Source organism: Roseateles sp. GW821-FHT09G09, from assembly GCF_059415965.1.
This window is the reverse complement of the sequence record NZ_JBWKOG010000004.1, coordinates 13,699-29,547: the sequence shown is the minus strand read 5'-3', so window position 1 is coordinate 29,547 and position 15,849 is coordinate 13,699. Positions and strand designations below refer to the sequence as shown.

The 15,849-nt window shown below is 65.8% G+C and carries 12 protein-coding genes; 2 read left to right on the top strand and 10 right to left on the bottom strand.

Annotated elements, in window-relative coordinates; genetic code table 11:
- The first annotated feature begins 3 nt into the window (after positions 1-3).
- Positions 4-3,420 carry an ATP-binding protein gene (locus AC07O8_RS11550; RefSeq protein ID WP_495048163.1) on the top strand — a complete coding sequence of 1,139 codons (3,417 nt, stop codon included), beginning with the start codon at positions 4-6 and terminating at the stop codon, positions 3,418-3,420.
- A complete protein-coding gene (locus AC07O8_RS11545; RefSeq protein WP_495048162.1) occupies positions 3,350-4,600 on the top strand; it encodes a Wadjet anti-phage system protein JetD domain-containing protein in 1,251 nt (416 codons plus the stop codon). Before AC07O8_RS11550 ends, AC07O8_RS11545 begins: the two co-directional genes overlap by 71 nt.
- Before the next feature lie 204 nt (positions 4,601-4,804).
- Here AC07O8_RS11545 and ntrC read toward each other — a convergent pair whose 3' ends face one another.
- The 10 genes from ntrC to AC07O8_RS11495 all read right to left on the bottom strand — a co-directional run bounded on the left by ntrC (position 4,805) and on the right by AC07O8_RS11495 (position 15,849).
- Positions 4,805-6,301, bottom strand: coding sequence for a nitrogen regulation protein NR(I) (ntrC, locus tag AC07O8_RS11540; protein WP_495048161.1), 1,497 nt, complete (start codon positions 6,299-6,301; stop codon positions 4,805-4,807).
- A gap of 42 nt (positions 6,302-6,343) precedes the next feature.
- The gene (gene glnL / locus AC07O8_RS11535; protein ID WP_495048160.1) at positions 6,344-7,471 is read right to left on the bottom strand and encodes a nitrogen regulation protein NR(II); all 1,128 of its coding nucleotides are present in this window, start codon (positions 7,469-7,471) and stop codon (positions 6,344-6,346) included.
- Between the two features lie 63 nt (positions 7,472-7,534).
- Positions 7,535-8,065, bottom strand: coding sequence for a hypothetical protein (locus AC07O8_RS11530; protein ID WP_495048159.1), 531 nt, complete (start codon positions 8,063-8,065; stop codon positions 7,535-7,537).
- A 234-nt stretch (positions 8,066-8,299) separates the two neighbouring features.
- Positions 8,300-9,718 carry a type I glutamate--ammonia ligase gene (gene glnA, locus AC07O8_RS11525; RefSeq protein ID WP_495048158.1) on the bottom strand — a complete coding sequence of 473 codons (1,419 nt, stop codon included), beginning with the start codon at positions 9,716-9,718 and terminating at the stop codon, positions 8,300-8,302.
- A gap of 242 nt (positions 9,719-9,960) precedes the next feature.
- A complete protein-coding gene (locus AC07O8_RS11520) occupies positions 9,961-10,755 on the bottom strand; it encodes a competence/damage-inducible protein A (RefSeq protein WP_495048157.1) in 795 nt (264 codons plus the stop codon).
- A gap of 44 nt (positions 10,756-10,799) precedes the next feature.
- On the bottom strand, positions 10,800-11,738 hold the full coding sequence (locus tag AC07O8_RS11515) for an EI24 domain-containing protein (RefSeq protein ID WP_495048156.1): 939 nt from the start codon (positions 11,736-11,738) through the stop codon (positions 10,800-10,802).
- Entirely contained in the window at positions 11,738-12,790 is a 1,053-nt protein-coding gene (locus tag AC07O8_RS11510) for a sterol desaturase family protein (protein WP_495048155.1), read from the bottom strand. The genes AC07O8_RS11515 and AC07O8_RS11510 overlap by 1 nt, the downstream gene beginning before the upstream one ends.
- Positions 12,791-12,807: 17 nt before the next feature.
- The gene (locus AC07O8_RS11505; protein WP_495048634.1) at positions 12,808-13,605 is read right to left on the bottom strand and encodes a polysaccharide deacetylase family protein; all 798 of its coding nucleotides are present in this window, start codon (positions 13,603-13,605) and stop codon (positions 12,808-12,810) included.
- 110 nt (positions 13,606-13,715) lie between these two features.
- Complete coding sequence (locus AC07O8_RS11500) at positions 13,716-14,729, bottom strand: YncE family protein (RefSeq protein WP_495048154.1); 1,014 nt, start codon at positions 14,727-14,729, stop codon at positions 13,716-13,718.
- A 307-nt stretch (positions 14,730-15,036) separates the two neighbouring features.
- Entirely contained in the window at positions 15,037-15,849 is an 813-nt protein-coding gene (locus AC07O8_RS11495) for a TIGR00266 family protein (protein WP_297525078.1), read from the bottom strand.

Below are 15,849 nucleotides of genomic sequence, written 5' to 3'. Positions count from 1 at the left end.
TTGTTGGATCCAGAACTTGACACCAACTTGCCGCGGCAGAACGCCGCGCATGTTCATCCGAACGACGCCGCTCATCTTGAAAAACTGAAGCGGGAGGAGTTGGAACAGTTCAAGCTCGTCAAGATCCAAAGCTTCAACTGGGGAACGTTCAACGGCCACCTGACCGTCGATGTTTCCCCCAAGGGCATGTTGTTCATCGGCCCATCGGGTTCTGGGAAGTCAACGATCTTTGACTCCCATGCGTCCCTGTTGACCCCACCGAATTGGGTTCATTTCAACGTCGCCGCACGTGACTCCGAAAGCCGTCAGGACCGCAACCTCGCCACCTACGTTCGAGGTGTTTGGGGCGAGCAAACCGGCGGCACGGGCGAGATCGCCGACCAGCAGCTGCGCAAGGGACCAACCTGGTCAGCCATCGCCGAGACATACCGCAACGGTGAAGGCCGGACCATCACGTTGGCCCATGTCTACTGGATCCGCACAACATCGAGCGCACTGAAGGACGTCGGCAAGCGCTACCTGGTGATCGACCGCGATCTCGACCTCGGCGAGCTGAAGTTCTTCCCCGAGAGTCAGTTCAACGCGAGGCGCTTCAAGTCAGACCTGCGCGGGGTCTACGACACTGATGAGTTCAGCGAGTACCAAGAGCGCTTTCGCTCACAGTTGGGCATCGACACCAAACATGCGCTGAAGCTGTTGCACAAGACGCAGTCCGCCAAGAACCTGGGTGGATTGACCGAATTCCTCAGAGATTTCATGCTCGACGAGCCTCGTACTCGAGCGATGGCAACTGACCTGGTAGACCAGTTCAGCAAGCTTGATGGTGCCCACAATGAGGTGGTGTCTGCAGGTCAGCAGATCCAGACGCTCTTGCCGGCAAGAGAAGCCGATATTGAGCGCCAGAAGATCAAGTTGCAGTGCAACGAAATCGAGGAAGTTAAGTTCGGCATCGACAACTTCCAGCAGGAACGCAAGGGCGAGCTGCTGATGCAAGACCTTCGTGCCAACCAAACTCTGCTAGAGGGTCAGTCCCAGGACCTGGTCATCAAGGAGCAGGCGAAAGACGATGCTCGAGCAGACCTGGACCGACTGCAGGAACAGCGTCGCGGCATGGGCGGCGAGCAACTTGAACGCCTGGAGGAGGAGCGAGCCAAGGCGTTGCTCGAAGCCGATGACAGGGAGCAAAAGCGCGTGAAGGTGAAGGCTGCGTGTATGGCGCTGGGTCTCACCCTCCCCGACTCTGCCACCCGACATGCCGAACTGGTCGACAGCGCGCAGGCCGAGCTGGAGAAGGCCGCAAACGGCGACACCTCGACTGACGAGCTGAAAAACAAGCTGATCGTGGAGAAAGAGGACACCGCGCGAGCGCTCCGGCTTGTTCAAGTTGAACTGACAAACCTCGCCCGCCTCGACAGCTCAAACATTCCATCGCACCTCACTGACATCCGTCAGCAGATGGCTCATGAGCTAAAGGTGCCCGAGAGCGCCTTGCCGTTCGCCGGCGAGCTTATCGAGGTCAAGGCGTCGGAAAAGGAATGGCAGGGCGCCATCGAGCGTGTCCTTCGTGGATTTGCGCTGACCATGCTGGTCGACGAAGGGCACTACCAAGCGGTCTCCAGCTACGTGGACCGGACATTTCTCAAGGGGCGCCTTGTCTATATCCGGACGCTGCCTCAGTCTGCACCGGCACAGGCGCCGAAGGCGAACTCGGTGGTTCAGAAGATCGTCGTCTCCGATGGCCCCTTCCGTCAGTGGGTCAACAGCGAGCTGAGGCAACGCTATGACCTTGAGTGTTTGGAAACCTCTGAGGAGCTGCGCGCCCGTGCCAGCGGCGTGACCAAGAAAGGTCAGATCAAGGCCGGAGGCCGTCGCCATGAAAAGGACGATCGAACGCGCGTTGACGACAGTCGGCACTGGGTTCTGGGAACAGACACCAAGGCGAAGGCCAACCTTCTTCTGGACGATGCCGGTCGGCTCGACAAGCAGCTCGAGAAGGTCACCCTGCAAATCGACAAGCTGGACAAGCAGGGGCGCGACCAGCTCAGACGGGTCATGTACTTCCAGACCATCGCCGATCAGCGATGGTCCGACATTGACTCCGCCACGCCTGCCCAGCGCGCGAAAGACTTGGAGCATCAGGCTACGCAACTTCGAGAAAGCAGCCCCAACCTGAAGGCTGTCGATGCCCGGATTGCCGTCGCGACGACCCGCCACAAGGCTGCTGAGAAGGCGCTCACAGAGCAAGCGGCAGACGTCAAGAACACCCAGAGACGCATCACCGCTCGTGAAGAAGAGATCGCCGATCGCGCTACGAAGGCCTACGTGGCGCCGACGCCGACGCAGCGCACCGGACTCACCGAGAGGCTGTCAGCGGCAAGCCGAGTTCCGACCCTCGAAACCCTCTCGGACGACATGAAGTTGATTGAGCGCCGCCTCGGGACCGAGGTGCACGCCCTCGAGGGTAAGGTCTCAGAGCTGGTGCGCAAGATTGAGGACGCGTTCGCGGACTACAACCGAGGCTGGCCCGCGGAGTCCGGTGGTCTGGATCCGAAGATGGTCAGCTTCAACGAGTACGACGCCAAGCTTACGCGGCTTCAAGTCGACGACCTGCCCAGGGTCGAGAAGAAGTTCAAGCAGCTGCTGAACGAACAGAGCAACCAGCACATTGCCCTGCTCGCGAGCCAGATCGACCAGGAGCGCCGCGACATCGCAGAGAAGATGGATGCGGTAAACAAGAGCCTTCGCAACGCTGAGTTCAACCCCGGCACCTACCTCTATATCGATCCAGAGGACAAGACACCGCTTGAGGCCAAAGAGTTCAAGGCTGACCTGCGTGCCGCCCTTGCCAACACGCTGAGCGTTGACGACCAAGAGGCCGAGAAGCGCTTCCAGAAGCTCAAGGAGTTGATCAACCGGCTCGCCAGCCAGCAGCCCAAGGATCTGCAGTGGAAGACCCTCGCGCTTGACGTGCGCCTGCATGTCGAGTTCATCGCTCGCGAACTTCGGGATGACGACGGCAGCGAAGTCGAGGTGTACCGCAGCGGCGCCGGCAAATCCGGCGGCCAGCGTCAGAAACTCACCGCCACCTGCTTGGCTGCTGCCTTGCGCTACCAGCTTGGCGGCCCGGGCCGACTGCGCCCCACCTTCTGCACCGTTTTCCTTGACGAGGCTTTCGACAAAGCGGACGCGGACTTCACCGAAGCCGCCATGAAGACCTTCAAGATGTTCGGTTTCCAGCTCATCATCGCCACGCCCATCAAGTCCGTCATGACGATCGAGCCGTATGTGGGCGGAGCCGCCTTTGTGCACATTGAGGACCGCAAGCGATCCAAGGTTTGCGTGCTGCCGTATGACGACGAGACACAGCGCATCGACTACACGCCTGTCGGCGGGGAGCCATCCAGCGATGCGCACGCCTGAAAACGTTCTGGCCTGGGCGCGACAGCGGTACACCAACCAGAAGCGCCGTTGGCTGGATGGGGCTGGTGATTGGCCGCTTTCGCTGTCCTTGGAGCGCCCGAGCGAGCAAGCCGCCCTGCAGGCGCCTAGCGAAGTGCGAGCCTGGTGCCACGCCTGGGCTCAATGGGCCCCACCATCCGCGGACGTGTCCGTCTCTACGGAAACGTTTAAGTGGTCAAGGTTGGGCGTTCAAACACTGCCGAACCGCATCACCTTCGCCTCACCAGCGGCCGTAGCCCTGTGCATCGGAGAGGCAGTCTCATGGGGGCGTGCCGTCGCGCGCAGAAGCGAGTTGCTGTCGCATTGGCCCGCGATAGCAGAGTCGGGCATGGGTACGCACTTCGAGACCCTGGCAGTCTGGCATGACGACGATTTTCAAAGGCTGGTGGCGCTCCTGAAGTGGTTCGATAGCAATCCCCGCTCTGGGATGTACCTCCGCCAGATCCCGGTCCGAGGCATCGACACCAAGTGGATAGACCTTCAACGGCGTGGCGTCGTCTCCGACGTGCTGCGCAGGCTTCGCGGGCAAGAGCGCTCAATCGTGGATGACGCGCCGCCCTCGGACTTGGATTTCTTCGACCGGTGCGGTTTGTTGAGACCGCCCTCCCCGCTGCGAGTACTGTTGCTGGCGTCGGAACTCAGAAGAGCAGTTGGGGGCCTGAGAGATTTTCAGGCCCCGCTCGAGCAAGTGCGCGAACTTGACCTCGCGCCAAGGCAGGCTCTCGTCGTAGAGAACCTGGAGACCGCTTACTGTCTTCCGGATTTCCCTGGGACCGTTGCATTCGTCGGGCTGGGAAATGCGGTATCTCTCGCCAGCACCATGCCTTGGATGAAGGATGTACCTGTCGTCTACTGGGGCGACATCGACACACACGGCTTCAGCATCCTCGCACGGGCACGCAAGGTCTTCGGCAACGTCAAGTCAACACTCATGGACGAGGACACGCTGAAGGCGTTCCTGGATCGCTCGACACTTGAACCCGCGCAAACATTTAGTGCGGACGTCGCAAACCTCTCCGACGGTGAGGCGGCGGTCTACCGAGATCTCTTGGAGGGAACTTGGGGTCGATCGGTGCGGCTAGAACAGGAACGCCTCGACTGGACATATTGCAAACAGCGCCTAAGCGAGGCTCTTATCTGAGAGCCTCGCCGCCAGACAGAGATCGATTGAGACACGCGGTTTGGAGGAGCCTCCACAGACGCCAGCGAAGGTGGTAATACTGACTGGCAGTGCCCGCTTGCGGGCGAACGCGTGTGAGCCGCTGTTCGCTGCGGACGTGCAAAGAAAACGGCGGCCGTCAGGCCGCCGTTCCGATCTCATCGTTGCGCTTGAGCGCAACGACACCTAGGCGTCGAGGTTGAGCTCCTGGATCTTCCGCGTGATCGTGTTGCGACCGATGCCGAGCTTCTGCGCGGCTTCGATGCGGCGACCGCGCGTGAGGTCCAGCGCGGTGAGGATCAGGCTGGCTTCGAAGCGGCGCGTGAGCACGTCCCAGACGTTGGGCTCGCCGGCCGCGAGCAGGCGTCTGGCCTCGCGCGCCATCTCGGCCACCCAGGCGTCGGGCGACGGCGGAATCGGCACCGCCGGCAGCGGCATCGAGGTCACCGACGCGGAACTCGTCAATCCGCTCGCCAGCGGCATGACCTCGGACGACATCGTCGCGGAGATCGCCGACCCATGCGCCCCCGGCGTCGCGAGCAACTCCTGCGGCAGGTCCTTGGCCTCGACCACCAGGCTCGGCGCCATCACGCTCAGCCAGTGGCAGATGTTCTCCAGCTGCCGCACGTTGCCCGGGAAATCGAAGTTCACCAGACGCTGCAGCGCCGCCTCCGCCAGCCGCTTGGGTTCGACGCCGAGCTCGCCCGCGCTGCGCTGCAGGAAGTAGCGCGCCAGCAGCGGCACGTCCTCGCGACGCTCGCGCAGCGGCGGCAGGCGCAGGCGGATCACGTTCAGGCGATGGAACAGGTCCTCGCGGAAGCGGCCTTCCTTGACCAGCGTCTCGAGGTTCTGGTGCGTCGCCGCGACCACCCGCACGTTCGCCTTCTGCGGGCTGTGACCGCCGACGCGATAGAACTGGCCGTCCGACAGCACGCGCAGCAGGCGCGTCTGCAGGTCCAGCGGCATGTCGCCGATCTCGTCGAGGAACAGCGTGCCGCCCTCGGCCTGCTCGAAGCGGCCGCGCCGCGTCGCCTGCGCGCCGGTGAACGCGCCGCGCTCATGGCCGAACAGCTCCGACTCCAGCAGGTCCTTCGGGATCGCCGCCGTGTTGATCGCGACGAACGGCCCCTCCGCGCGCGGGCTGTGCTTGTGCAGCGCCCGCGCCACCAGCTCCTTGCCCGACCCCGACTCGCCGGTGATCAGCACCGTCACGTGGCTCTGGCTGAGCCGCCCGATCGCGCGGAACACGTCCTGCATCGCCGGCGCCTGGCCCAGCATCTCGGGCATCTGCACCTGCTCGGCCTCGCCGACGGCCTCGCGCTGGCTCTCCTCCTGCGCGCGCCGGATCAGCTCCACCGCGCGCGGCAGGTCGAAGGGCTTGGGCAGGTATTCGAAGGCCCCGCCCTGGAACGCGCTCACCGCGCTGTCCAGGTCCGAGTAGGCCGTCATGATGATCACCGGCAGCCCCGGCAGCTGCTTCTTGATCGTGCTCAGCAGCTCCAGGCCCGAGCCGCCCGGCATGCGGATGTCCGACACCAGCACCTGCGGCGTGTCTTCCTCCAGCGCGGCCAGCACCTCGCGGGTCTGGCTGAAGCTGCGCACCGGCAGCCCCTCGCGCGTCAACGCCTTCTCGAGAACGAAACGGATGGAATGGTCGTCGTCAACAATCCAGATCGACTTCATCTATGGCTCCCCTTTCCCCCGTTGTCGGCTTGTGGCCGCGGCTCAGGGCAAAGGCAGGGTGATTCGGAAATCGGTCCGACCCGGCTGGCTGTCGCAATCGATCATCCCCTGGTGCTGTTGGGCGATCGTCTGCGCCAGCGTCAGCCCGAGACCGGAACCGCCATCCCTCCCTGATACCAGCGGAAAGAAGATGCGGTCCTTGATCTCTTCGGGCACGCCCGGGCCGTTGTCTTCGATATGCAATTCCAATGCCAAGCGCCAGCGCTGCTTGCCGATGGTCACCTGGCGGGCCACGCGCGTGCGCAGCGCGATGAAGGCGTCGCCGGCGTGGATGCGTTCGTGCAGCGCCTGCGCCGCGTTCTGGACGATGTTGAGCACCGCCTGGATCAGCTGCTCGCGGTCGCCGCGGAAGTCGGGCAGCGAGATGTCGTAGTCGCGGATCATCGTCAGCCCGCGCGGGTACTGCGCCAGCACCAGCGTGCGCACCCGCTCGCAGACCTCGTGGATGTTGACGTCGCCCACCACCTGCGCGCGCCGGTGCGGCGCCAGCAGCCGGTCCACCAGCGACTGCAACCGGTCGGCCTCGTGGATGATGACCTCGGTGTACTCCTCGAGTTCCTCCCACAGATCGGTCGGCTGCAGCTCCAGCGCCAGCAGCTGCGCCGCGCCGCGGATACCGCCCAGCGGGTTCTTGATCTCGTGCGCGAGGTTGCGCGTCAGTTCCTTGGTCGCATGGACCTGGTCGAGGTTGCGCTCCTCGCGGTCCTGGCGCGTCTGCTGCGCGTTCTCGATGAGCTCGATCACCAGCCGTTGCGGATCGTCGGTCTGGCTGACGATCACGTGCACCGGCAGCAGGTCGTCATGCGTGCGGGGGCCGCGGCGGATGGTCGCATCGAAGCGCGAGCTCGAGAACGCGTTGCGGCTCACTTCCTCGAGCGCCTCGACCACGCGGCCGGTGTCGATGAACCATTCGAGCAGGTTGCTGCCCTGCACCGCCCGGCGCGGCAGGTTGAACAGGGTCTCGACGGCGGTGTTGGCGAACTCGCAGGTGCCGTCGGCGCGGACCACGGCGACCAGGGTCGCCAGCAGGTCGAAGCAGGCGTACTGGGCGTTCTGCGCGTTCTGCGCGTTGTGCGCATCGTGGGGGGGAACAGGGGCGGGTGTCTTCATGCGGTGTCGCTCACGTCTCGATCGACACGCGACACCCCGGCGGCCCGGCCCGCCGGCCCTCGATCAGGGGTTGGGCGGCGGCAGCTTGGCGAGTTCGCGCTTGATTGCCTGGACGTCGGCTTCCTGGCGCGACACGGACGCCTTGAGCTCGGTCGTGCGGTCGATGTACTTCTGGTAGTTGCGTTCGTCGCCACGGCGCTCGGGCTGGCCGTTGTTGTATTCCTGCTGGACCTTGGCGAGCTTGCCTTCCGCGTCGCGCAGTTCCTGCTCGAGGATGCGGCGACGGTCGTCGTCGCGGACCCGCTGGTCCTTGCCATCGACCTTGAGGTCACCCTGGCCTCCCGGGACGGGCGAGGCGGTCGCCGGCGCGCGCGGCTTGATTGGCGCGATCACGGAGATCGGCGTGCCCTCGATGCTGCGGCATCCCTTGTCGGCGGCTTCCTTGGCGGTCATCGCGTCGGTGTAGAGCACCGGCGGACCGGGGCAGCGATACACCACGCCCTGCGCCGACGCCTGCCCGGCCGCCATGCCCAGCATGGCGGTCAGCATCGTCGCCAACCATGAAGGTCCCACCCGCTTGTGCTGCAGCGTCATCCGCATTCCCTGCTTCCCACTGACCAGAGTCGTCGGGCATTGTGACGCAATCGGTCACCCCCGGACGAATGCGTGCGCTCACGCGCTGTTGCCAGGTGTTCGAGTGTGGAAGGTCCGACACGGCGCTCCAGGACAGGCAAAAGAAAAGGGACGGCGCATGCCGTCCCTGTGCGAGATCTCGAACGTGCGGAGCGTGCCGTGCCGAAGCGGTCATGGCGCTCTCCGCGCGGACGATCACAGCGAGTAGTACATGTCGAACTCGACCGGGTGGGTGGTCATGCGGAAGCGTTGGACTTCCTGCATCTTCAGCTCGATGTAGGCATCGATGAAGCTGTCGGTGAACACGCCGCCCTTGGTCAGGAACGCGCGGTCCTTGTCCAGGTAGTCCAGCGCCTGGTCCAGCGAATGGCAGACGGTGGGGATCTTCGCGTCTTCTTCCGGCGGCAGGTGGTACAGGTCCTTCGTGGCGGCTTCGCCCGGATGGATCTTGTTTTCCACGCCGTCCAGACCGGCCATCAGCAGGGCCGCGAAAGCCAGGTACGGGTTGGCCGAGGGGTCCGGGAAACGCGCCTCGATGCGACGGCCCTTGGGGTTCGCCACGTACGGGATGCGGATCGAGGCCGAGCGGTTCTTGGCCGAGTAGGCCAGCTTCACCGGGGCTTCGAAGCCGGGGACCAGGCGCTTGTACGAGTTGGTGCCCGGGTTGGTGATGGCGTTCAGCGCGCGGGCGTGCTTGATGATGCCGCCGATGTAGTACAGCGCGAAGTCGCTCAGGCCGGCGTAGCCGTCACCGGCGAACAGGTTCTTGCCGTCCTTCCAGACCGACTGGTGCACGTGCATGCCCGAGCCGTTGTCGCCGACGATCGGCTTCGGCATGAACGTGGCGGTCTTGCCGTAGGCGTGCGCGACGTTCTGGATGATGTACTTCTGCAGCTGCAGCCAGTCGGCCCGCTGGACCAGCGAGCTGAACTTGGTGCCGATCTCCATCTGGCCGGCGTTCGCCACTTCATGGTGGTGGACTTCGACGGGGATGCCCATCTGCTCCAGGATCAGGCACATCTCCGAGCGCATGTCCTGGCCGCTGTCGACCGGGGGCACGGGGAAGTAGCCGCCCTTGACGGTGGGACGGTAGCCGCTGTTGCCGTGCTCGTATTCCTTGCCGGTGTTCCAGGCCGCCTCTTCCGCGTCGATCTTGACGAAGGAGCCGGACATGTCGACGTTCCAGCGCACGCTGTCGAAGATGAAGAACTCGGGTTCCGGACCGAAGTAGGCGGTGTCGCCCAGGCCGGAGGACTTCAGGTAGGCCTCGGCGCGACGCGCCAGCGAGCGCGGATCGCGCTCATAGGCCTTGCCGTCGGTCGGGTCGATGACGTCGCAGCTCAGGATCAGCGTCGGCTCTTCGAAGAACGGATCGATGTTGGCCGTGTTCGGATCCGGCATCAGCAGCATGTCGGAGGCTTCGATGCCCTTCCAGCCGGCGATCGAGGAACCGTCGAAGGCGTGGCCTTCCTTGAACTTGTCTTCGTCGAAATGGGAGACGGGCACGGTCACGTGCTGCTCCTTGCCGCGCGTGTCGGTGAAGCGGAAGTCAACGAACTTGACTTCGTGCTCCTTGACCAGGTTCATCACGTCGGCGACGGTCTTGGTGGCCATCAATCACTCCTAGAGGGGGCTGGATGAGAAAGAAAGAGTCGTGGGGCAACGGCCCAGCGCGGACGATTTAGCAGTTTGCATGCCAACAGATGGCGGCAGCGTGACAGTCAGGCGCCAGAGCGGTGCATGACGCGCAAGCCCTTGATGCCCAACGCGCCAGACGGGGGCGACGTCGGAGGATCAGAGAGCGGCGCTGCCAGACCCCGCGCGGCTCGTCCGGGCGGGATGCCCGAAGCGGTGCATCATCGCACCAATTCAGTGCTGATGGAGGCACCAAACTGGACGACGCCCGCGCGCAGGGCGGCGTAGGCGGCGTCCATCGCGGCGGCGTCGCCCTTGACGCCCAGTTCGATGTGCCGACCCCACTGCGGGTGGTCGACGCTGGGCAGCGAGAAGACCTTGATGCCGGGGAAGTCGGCCTCGACCCGCTCCATCAGCGGCGTGAGGCTGGCTTCCATCGCGCCCTGCACGATCAGCGAGCGCTCGCGCGTGCCGACCTCGCGGTGCAGGTCGGCGTGCAGGTGGTCGAGGACCCACTCGATCATCGGATGCGCCATCACCGGAAAACCCGGCACGAAGTACGCGCGGCCGACCGAGAAGCCGGGGATCTTGTTGTACGGGTTCGGGATGATCGCGGCCCGCTGCGGGAACACGCCCATCTCCATGCGGCGCAAGGTGTCGGGGTGGTCGCGCTCGGGCGTCGTGCCCTGCTCCGCGGCCATCTGCTGGACGCGCTGCCAGATCAGGTCGGCCGCCTCGGGGTGCAGCGCGAGCGGACGCCCCAGCGCCGCGGCCGCGGCCTGCCGCGTGTGGTCGTCCGGCGTCGCGCCGATGCCGCCGCAGCTGAAGAACAGGTCGCCGCCGTCGAAGGCGGCGCGGTATTCGCGGATCAGGTGCTCGCGGTCGTCGCCGAGGTATTTGGCCCAGGCGAGCGACAGCCCGCGCGCGCCCAGCAGCTCGATCACCTTGGACAGGTGCTTGTCCTGGCGCTTCCCGGACAGGATCTCGTCGCCGATGATGAAGAGGCCGATGTTCATGCGTGGTTCCTGCGCAGGCGTGGGAGCGGATTCAGCGACGGAGATCAGCGCGGTGACGGCTTGTTCTCGATCGCGGGCGATGGAGGTTCGAGGTCGTCGGCGATCAACGGCGGCGCGGTCGCATAGTTGGCCGGCAGCGCGTCCATCACCGGATCGGGCGCGCGATCGGCGACGGTGTCGGCGCGGCGCATCTCCTGCAGCGCGGCCAGCGCGTAATGCGAGAACCACAAGGAGCTGAACGCGAAGACCAGCGTGTACAGCCAGACCGAGACCAGGATCAGCACCGGCGCGAAGGCGATCGTGAGCGCGCCCATCGCCCAGATCGCGGCGGGCGCGGCACCGAGGTAGCCGGTGGCCAGGCCGAGCACCAGCAGCGGCATGCGGTGCTCGCTGACCAGGCGGCGGCGCTCGGGCGCGGACGCGTGCTCGGCGAGCACGTCGAAGGTGAAGACGCGATACCCCAGCCAGCCCCAGATCAGCGGCGGCAGGATCAGCGCCAGCGGCGGGATCAGCCAGAACGGCAGCGACGCGATCAGCAGCACGACGCACAGCACCGTGTGGCCGAGCGACCAGCCCAGGCTGGCGACGAAGCCCGCGCCGCGCTTGCGCTCCAGGCCGGCGAAGCGGCGCTGCGCGACCAGGTCCACCATCGACGGCGTCATCAGCAGCGCCACCAGCAGCAGGCTGAGCACGACCAGCGCCGGCACGGCCATCGCCAGCACGACGATGGGCGCGAGCACGGTACGGAACGCGGAGGCGCCGAGGCTGTCCAGCCACTTCAGCATGCCGTCGATGAGGCTCCACGATTCCATCGTGGCGCGCACGCCGGCGACCGCGGCCTCCCAGAAGAAGTAGCCCAGGCCGAAGGCCAGCGCCGCCGAGACGATCAGCGGCAGCAGCGACAGGCCGATCACGCGCGGATGCAGGCAGTACGCGGCGGCACGCCAGAACGAGTCCGCCAGGCGGCTCATCGGCTTGATCATCAGTCGTTCCCTCCGGCCGGCGCGCGGCCGGCGATGTCCATGGGCGCGCCGCCGGACGGGCTCGATCCGTCTCCGGGCGCGGCCGCGATCTTGTCACGTCCCACGAGCCGCTTGAGGCCCAGCCACTGCTGCGCCCGGAAGCCGCGTCCGTAGTCGCGTCCGCCCTCCTCCGGCAGCTGGTCGCGCACGCCGGTCGGGTCCCAGCGGTCCTCGAAGTTGGCGGTGCGGAACAGCACGTCCCAGATCGGGAACATCACCGCGAAGTTGTGGCCGCCCAGCGTCCCGCGGCCGAAGCCTTCATGGCCGATGCCGATCGAGTGGTGCAGCCGGTGGAAACGCGGGCTCACCAGCAGCCGCTCGCCGATCAGGCCGAAGGTCAGGCGCAGATTGGCGTGCTGCAGGTTCTCGAGCAATTGCGAGATCGCCACCAGCGCGACGAACTGCCCGGGACCGACACCGATCAGGCGCGCCGTGATCGCGACCGCGCTGTCGATGATCAGGTCGTCGAGCAGGTGGTTGCGGCTGTCGCTCCACATCGTCATCTGGCGCTGGCTGTGGTGCAGCGAGTGCAGCGCCCACCACCAGTTCCACGAGTGCTGCGCGCGATGCAGCCAGTACATCAGCAGGTCGAAGGCGACCAGGTAGATCACGAAGCTGACCCAGGCGACGTCCGTGACGCCGGGCCACAGCGCGTCGAGCTGGAAGGTCGGGATGCCGTGCATGCGCATCTCGCCGACGGCACCGTCGAACAGCGACTCCAGCGAGAAGAACATGAGCAGCCGGAACAGCCCCAGCCGCTGGATCAGCGTGTAGACGATGTCGATGCGGATCGCGTGGCGGTCGGTGACGGCCTCGGCCGGGCGCCAGCGCTGCAGCGAGCCGATCACCGCCAGCATCACGACGATCTGGATCAGGCCGACCAGCAGCCAGCCGGTCGCGTCGAACGCGTCCTCGAGCAGGTTGCCGTAGCCCAGGTGGAAGACGATCGGTTGAATGACGCTCTCGAACAGCGCCTGCTGCGCCTGTCCGAACAGATCGGTGAACCAGTCCATCACGCCGTCGGTCCTCTCTAACGCTTGGCCATCGATTCCTGCGGTCGCCGCATCCATGCGACGTACTCCGGATGATCGCGCAACGGCGCGAAGCACATGCCGCGGCTTTTCAATCCCTGCAGCAGCGGCTCCAGCACCGTCGGCGCCCACGGGTCCTGCCGCGACCAGATGCCCAGGTGGGCCATCAGGATGTCGCCGGGCTTGACGCGCCGCAGCGCCTGCTCGAGCAGCGCCTGGTTGGGGAACCTGTCGCTCGGCAGTTCGTCGCCGAGGAAGCCCGAGGCATTCCATCCCACGTGCCGGAAGCCGCAGGCCTGCGCCGCCGCCAGCAGCGCCGGCGACGTGCGTCCGGCCGGCGCGCGGAAGATCATCGACATCGGCCGGCCCGTCATCTCGAGGAAACGACGCGCGGGGCGCTTGAGTTCCTCGCAGTACTCGGCCGCGCTCAGCACGACGTTCTGCGGCACCTGCTCGCCCGCGGCGCGCTTGAAGCGGAACTTCCCGTCGGGCAGGTCCGCCGACCAGGCGTCGTGGTACCAGGTGTGCGAGCCGAAGTCGTGGCCCTGCTCGGCCAGCTGCTTCCACCACGGCGCCCACTTGTCGTCCAGCGTCTGGCCGCCGTCCATCGTCGGCTCCTGGGCCAGGAAGAACGTGGCCTTCGCGTCGAAACGCCTGAGCGTGTCGACGATCAGCGGCGCGACGCCCATGTGGCCGGTGTCGAAGGTCAGGTAGACCGGCTTGTCGCAGGGCGCGGCGGACGGCGCCGACGCCGACTGCGGCTGCGCCTGCACGACCGCGGTCAGGCCGAAGAGCAGCGCCGCGCCATGGCGCAGCGCAGGACGCAGCGCGCCGCGCAGCCCACGAAGGCGCGAGGAGCGCGGAACGGACGGCGTCTTCACGGGCAGCGGCCTGGGTCCGGTCGCGCTCACTGGCGCGGCATCTGGTCGAGCGTCCAGACGCCGTGCGGCGACTTGCCGACCTTGACCTGTTGCAGGATCTGCTTGGTCTGCAGGTCCATCACCGTCAGCTTGCGGGCCCAGCGCGACGTGAACATCAGCGTGCGGCCGTCGGTGAGGATCTCCATGTCGTCCGGGCCGCCAGGCGCCTTGAAGGTCTCGACGACGCTGAAGTCCGCCAGCGCGATCTTGCTGATCGTGTTGGCCGCGCGGTTGCTCACCAGCACGTGCTTCCGGTCGCCGAGCGCGCGGAACGAGTGCGCGCCGTCGCCGGTTTCGATGCGCTTCACCAGCTTGGGCTGCGCGGCGGTGACGTCGTAGACCTCGACGCTGCGCTCGCCCGTCAGCGCGACCAGCAGGTACTTGTCGTCGGGCGTCAGGTAGAGGTCGGCGGGCAGTTTCCCGACGGGGATCTTCCAGCGCGCGGCCATCGTGTTCAGGTCGATCGCCAGCAGTTCGCTGCTGTCCTGCAGGCTCGCGTAGACGACGCTGCTCTTGCTGTCGATGGACAGGTGGCTGGGCGTCTTCGGCGCGGAGAAGCGCTTGAACAGCGCCATCGGCTGCGCCGCGTTCTGCGGCTGCCACTTGTAGATGTCCACATGGTCCAGCCGGTTGCCGGCCAGCACCAGCCACTTCATGTCGGGCGAGAAGCGCAGGTGGTACGGGTCGGGGATGCCGCGGACGGTGCGCTGCACTTCGGCCGTCACCGGATCGAGGAAGGTCAGCGAATCGCCCAGCGCGTTGGCCACGACCATCGTCTTGCGGTCAGGCGTCAGGTAGAGGTGATGCGGCTCCTTGCCGGTCGGGATGCGCTTGATCTCGCGGAAGTCCTTCGGATCGATCACGCTGATGTCGGCGTCCAGCGAGTTCAGCACGAAGATGGGACTGCCGGTGGCCGCGATGGCGGCCGAGGCCGAGGTCAGCGCGCTCAAGGCGTGAACGACCAGGGCGGCCAGCACGGGCCGCACGAGGGAAGACAGCATGAAGATCCTCAACAGGAGATGCGCGGCGCGCCCAGCGCCACGCAGCCCTCAAGTGTAGGCGGGTTCACCCTAGGGTCCGGCCGGAACAGGCCCGCGGCGCCCCTGTTGATGCGGGCTTGGGCGTCAGGCGGGCCGGGTGCGTGAGCCGTTCTTGAGCGTTTCGGGGCGCCGGCTTCACGCGACACCATCTAAGGATCAGACGCAGGCGTGTCGTTGCACTCGGTTGCGCCGGACTTGCCGCCAGCATTGCGGCAAGTCTGCGCATGGCGAACTTCCGGGGCCGCCTGGTCCGACGCCGGGGGCCGACTTATTCGTCGTCACCGCCCAGCAGCCCGCCCAGCAATCCGCCGCCGGCCAGACCCGTCAACAGGCCGCCCTCTTCCCGCGAGCCGCCGCGCTGCGGGGCCGCGGCGAAGATTCGCGAGGCCAGGCGCGAGAACGGCAGGCTCTGCAGCCAGATCTCTCCGGGGCCGGTCATCTTGGCCAGGAACAGACCTTCGCCGCCGAACAGGGCGGTCTTGATCTTGCCCACATACTGGATCTCAAAACTCACGCTGGGCGTGTAGGCGACGACGCAGCCGGTATCCACGAGCAGCGTCTGACCCGGCTGGAGCGTACGTCGAACCACGGTACCCCCCGCATGCACGAAGGCCAGCCCATCACCATCGAGCTTCTGCATGATGAACCCTTCGCCACCGAAGAAGCCTGTCGACAGGCGCTGCTGGAGAGCAATCCCCAGCGACACGCCGCGGGCCGCGCACAGGAACGCGTCCTTCTGGCAGATGAGCGTGCCGCCCAGCTTGCCGAGATCCATCGGCAGGATCTTGCCGGGATACGGTGCCGCGAAAGCGACCCGCAACTTGCTATGACTCTGGTTCGTGTAGACCGTGGTGAACAGCGATTCGCCGGTCACCAGCCGCTTGCCGGCACCCAGCAACTTCCCGAAGAAACCGCCCTGGTTGGCGGACCCGTCGCCGAACACCGTGTCCATGCCGATACCGGCATCCATGAACATCATGCTGCCGGCTTCACCGATCGCTGCTTCGCCGGGGTCGAGTTCGACCTCGACGAACTGCATCTCGGCACCCTTGATTTCGTAGTCGACAACATCCATGGCCAT

Bases quoted from the DNA above. Each gene is read 5' to 3' on its own strand.
- ntrC (WP_495048161.1), bottom strand. From the start codon at position 6,301: ATGAAGTCGATCTGGATTGTTGACGACGACCATTCCATCCGTTTCGTT.
- AC07O8_RS11515 (WP_495048156.1), bottom strand. From the start codon at position 11,738: ATGATCAAGCCGATGAGCCGCCTGGCGGACTCGTTCTGGCGTGCCGCC.
- glnA (WP_495048158.1), bottom strand. From the start codon at position 9,718: ATGGCCACCAAGACCGTCGCCGACGTGATGAACCTGGTCAAGGAGCAC.
- AC07O8_RS11545 (WP_495048162.1), top strand. From the start codon at position 3,350: ATGACGACGAGACACAGCGCATCGACTACACGCCTGTCGGCGGGGAGC.
- AC07O8_RS11510 (WP_495048155.1), bottom strand. From the start codon at position 12,790: ATGGACTGGTTCACCGATCTGTTCGGACAGGCGCAGCAGGCGCTGTTC.
- AC07O8_RS11495 (WP_297525078.1), bottom strand. From the start codon at position 15,849: ATGGCCATGGATGTTGTCGACTACGAAATCAAGGGTGCCGAGATGCAG.
- glnL (WP_495048160.1), bottom strand. From the start codon at position 7,471: ATGAAGACACCCGCCCCTGTTCCCCCCCACGATGCGCACAACGCGCAG.
- AC07O8_RS11500 (WP_495048154.1), bottom strand. From the start codon at position 14,729: ATGCTGTCTTCCCTCGTGCGGCCCGTGCTGGCCGCCCTGGTCGTTCAC.
- AC07O8_RS11520 (WP_495048157.1), bottom strand. From the start codon at position 10,755: ATGAACATCGGCCTCTTCATCATCGGCGACGAGATCCTGTCCGGGAAG.
- AC07O8_RS11530 (WP_495048159.1), bottom strand. From the start codon at position 8,065: ATGACGCTGCAGCACAAGCGGGTGGGACCTTCATGGTTGGCGACGATG.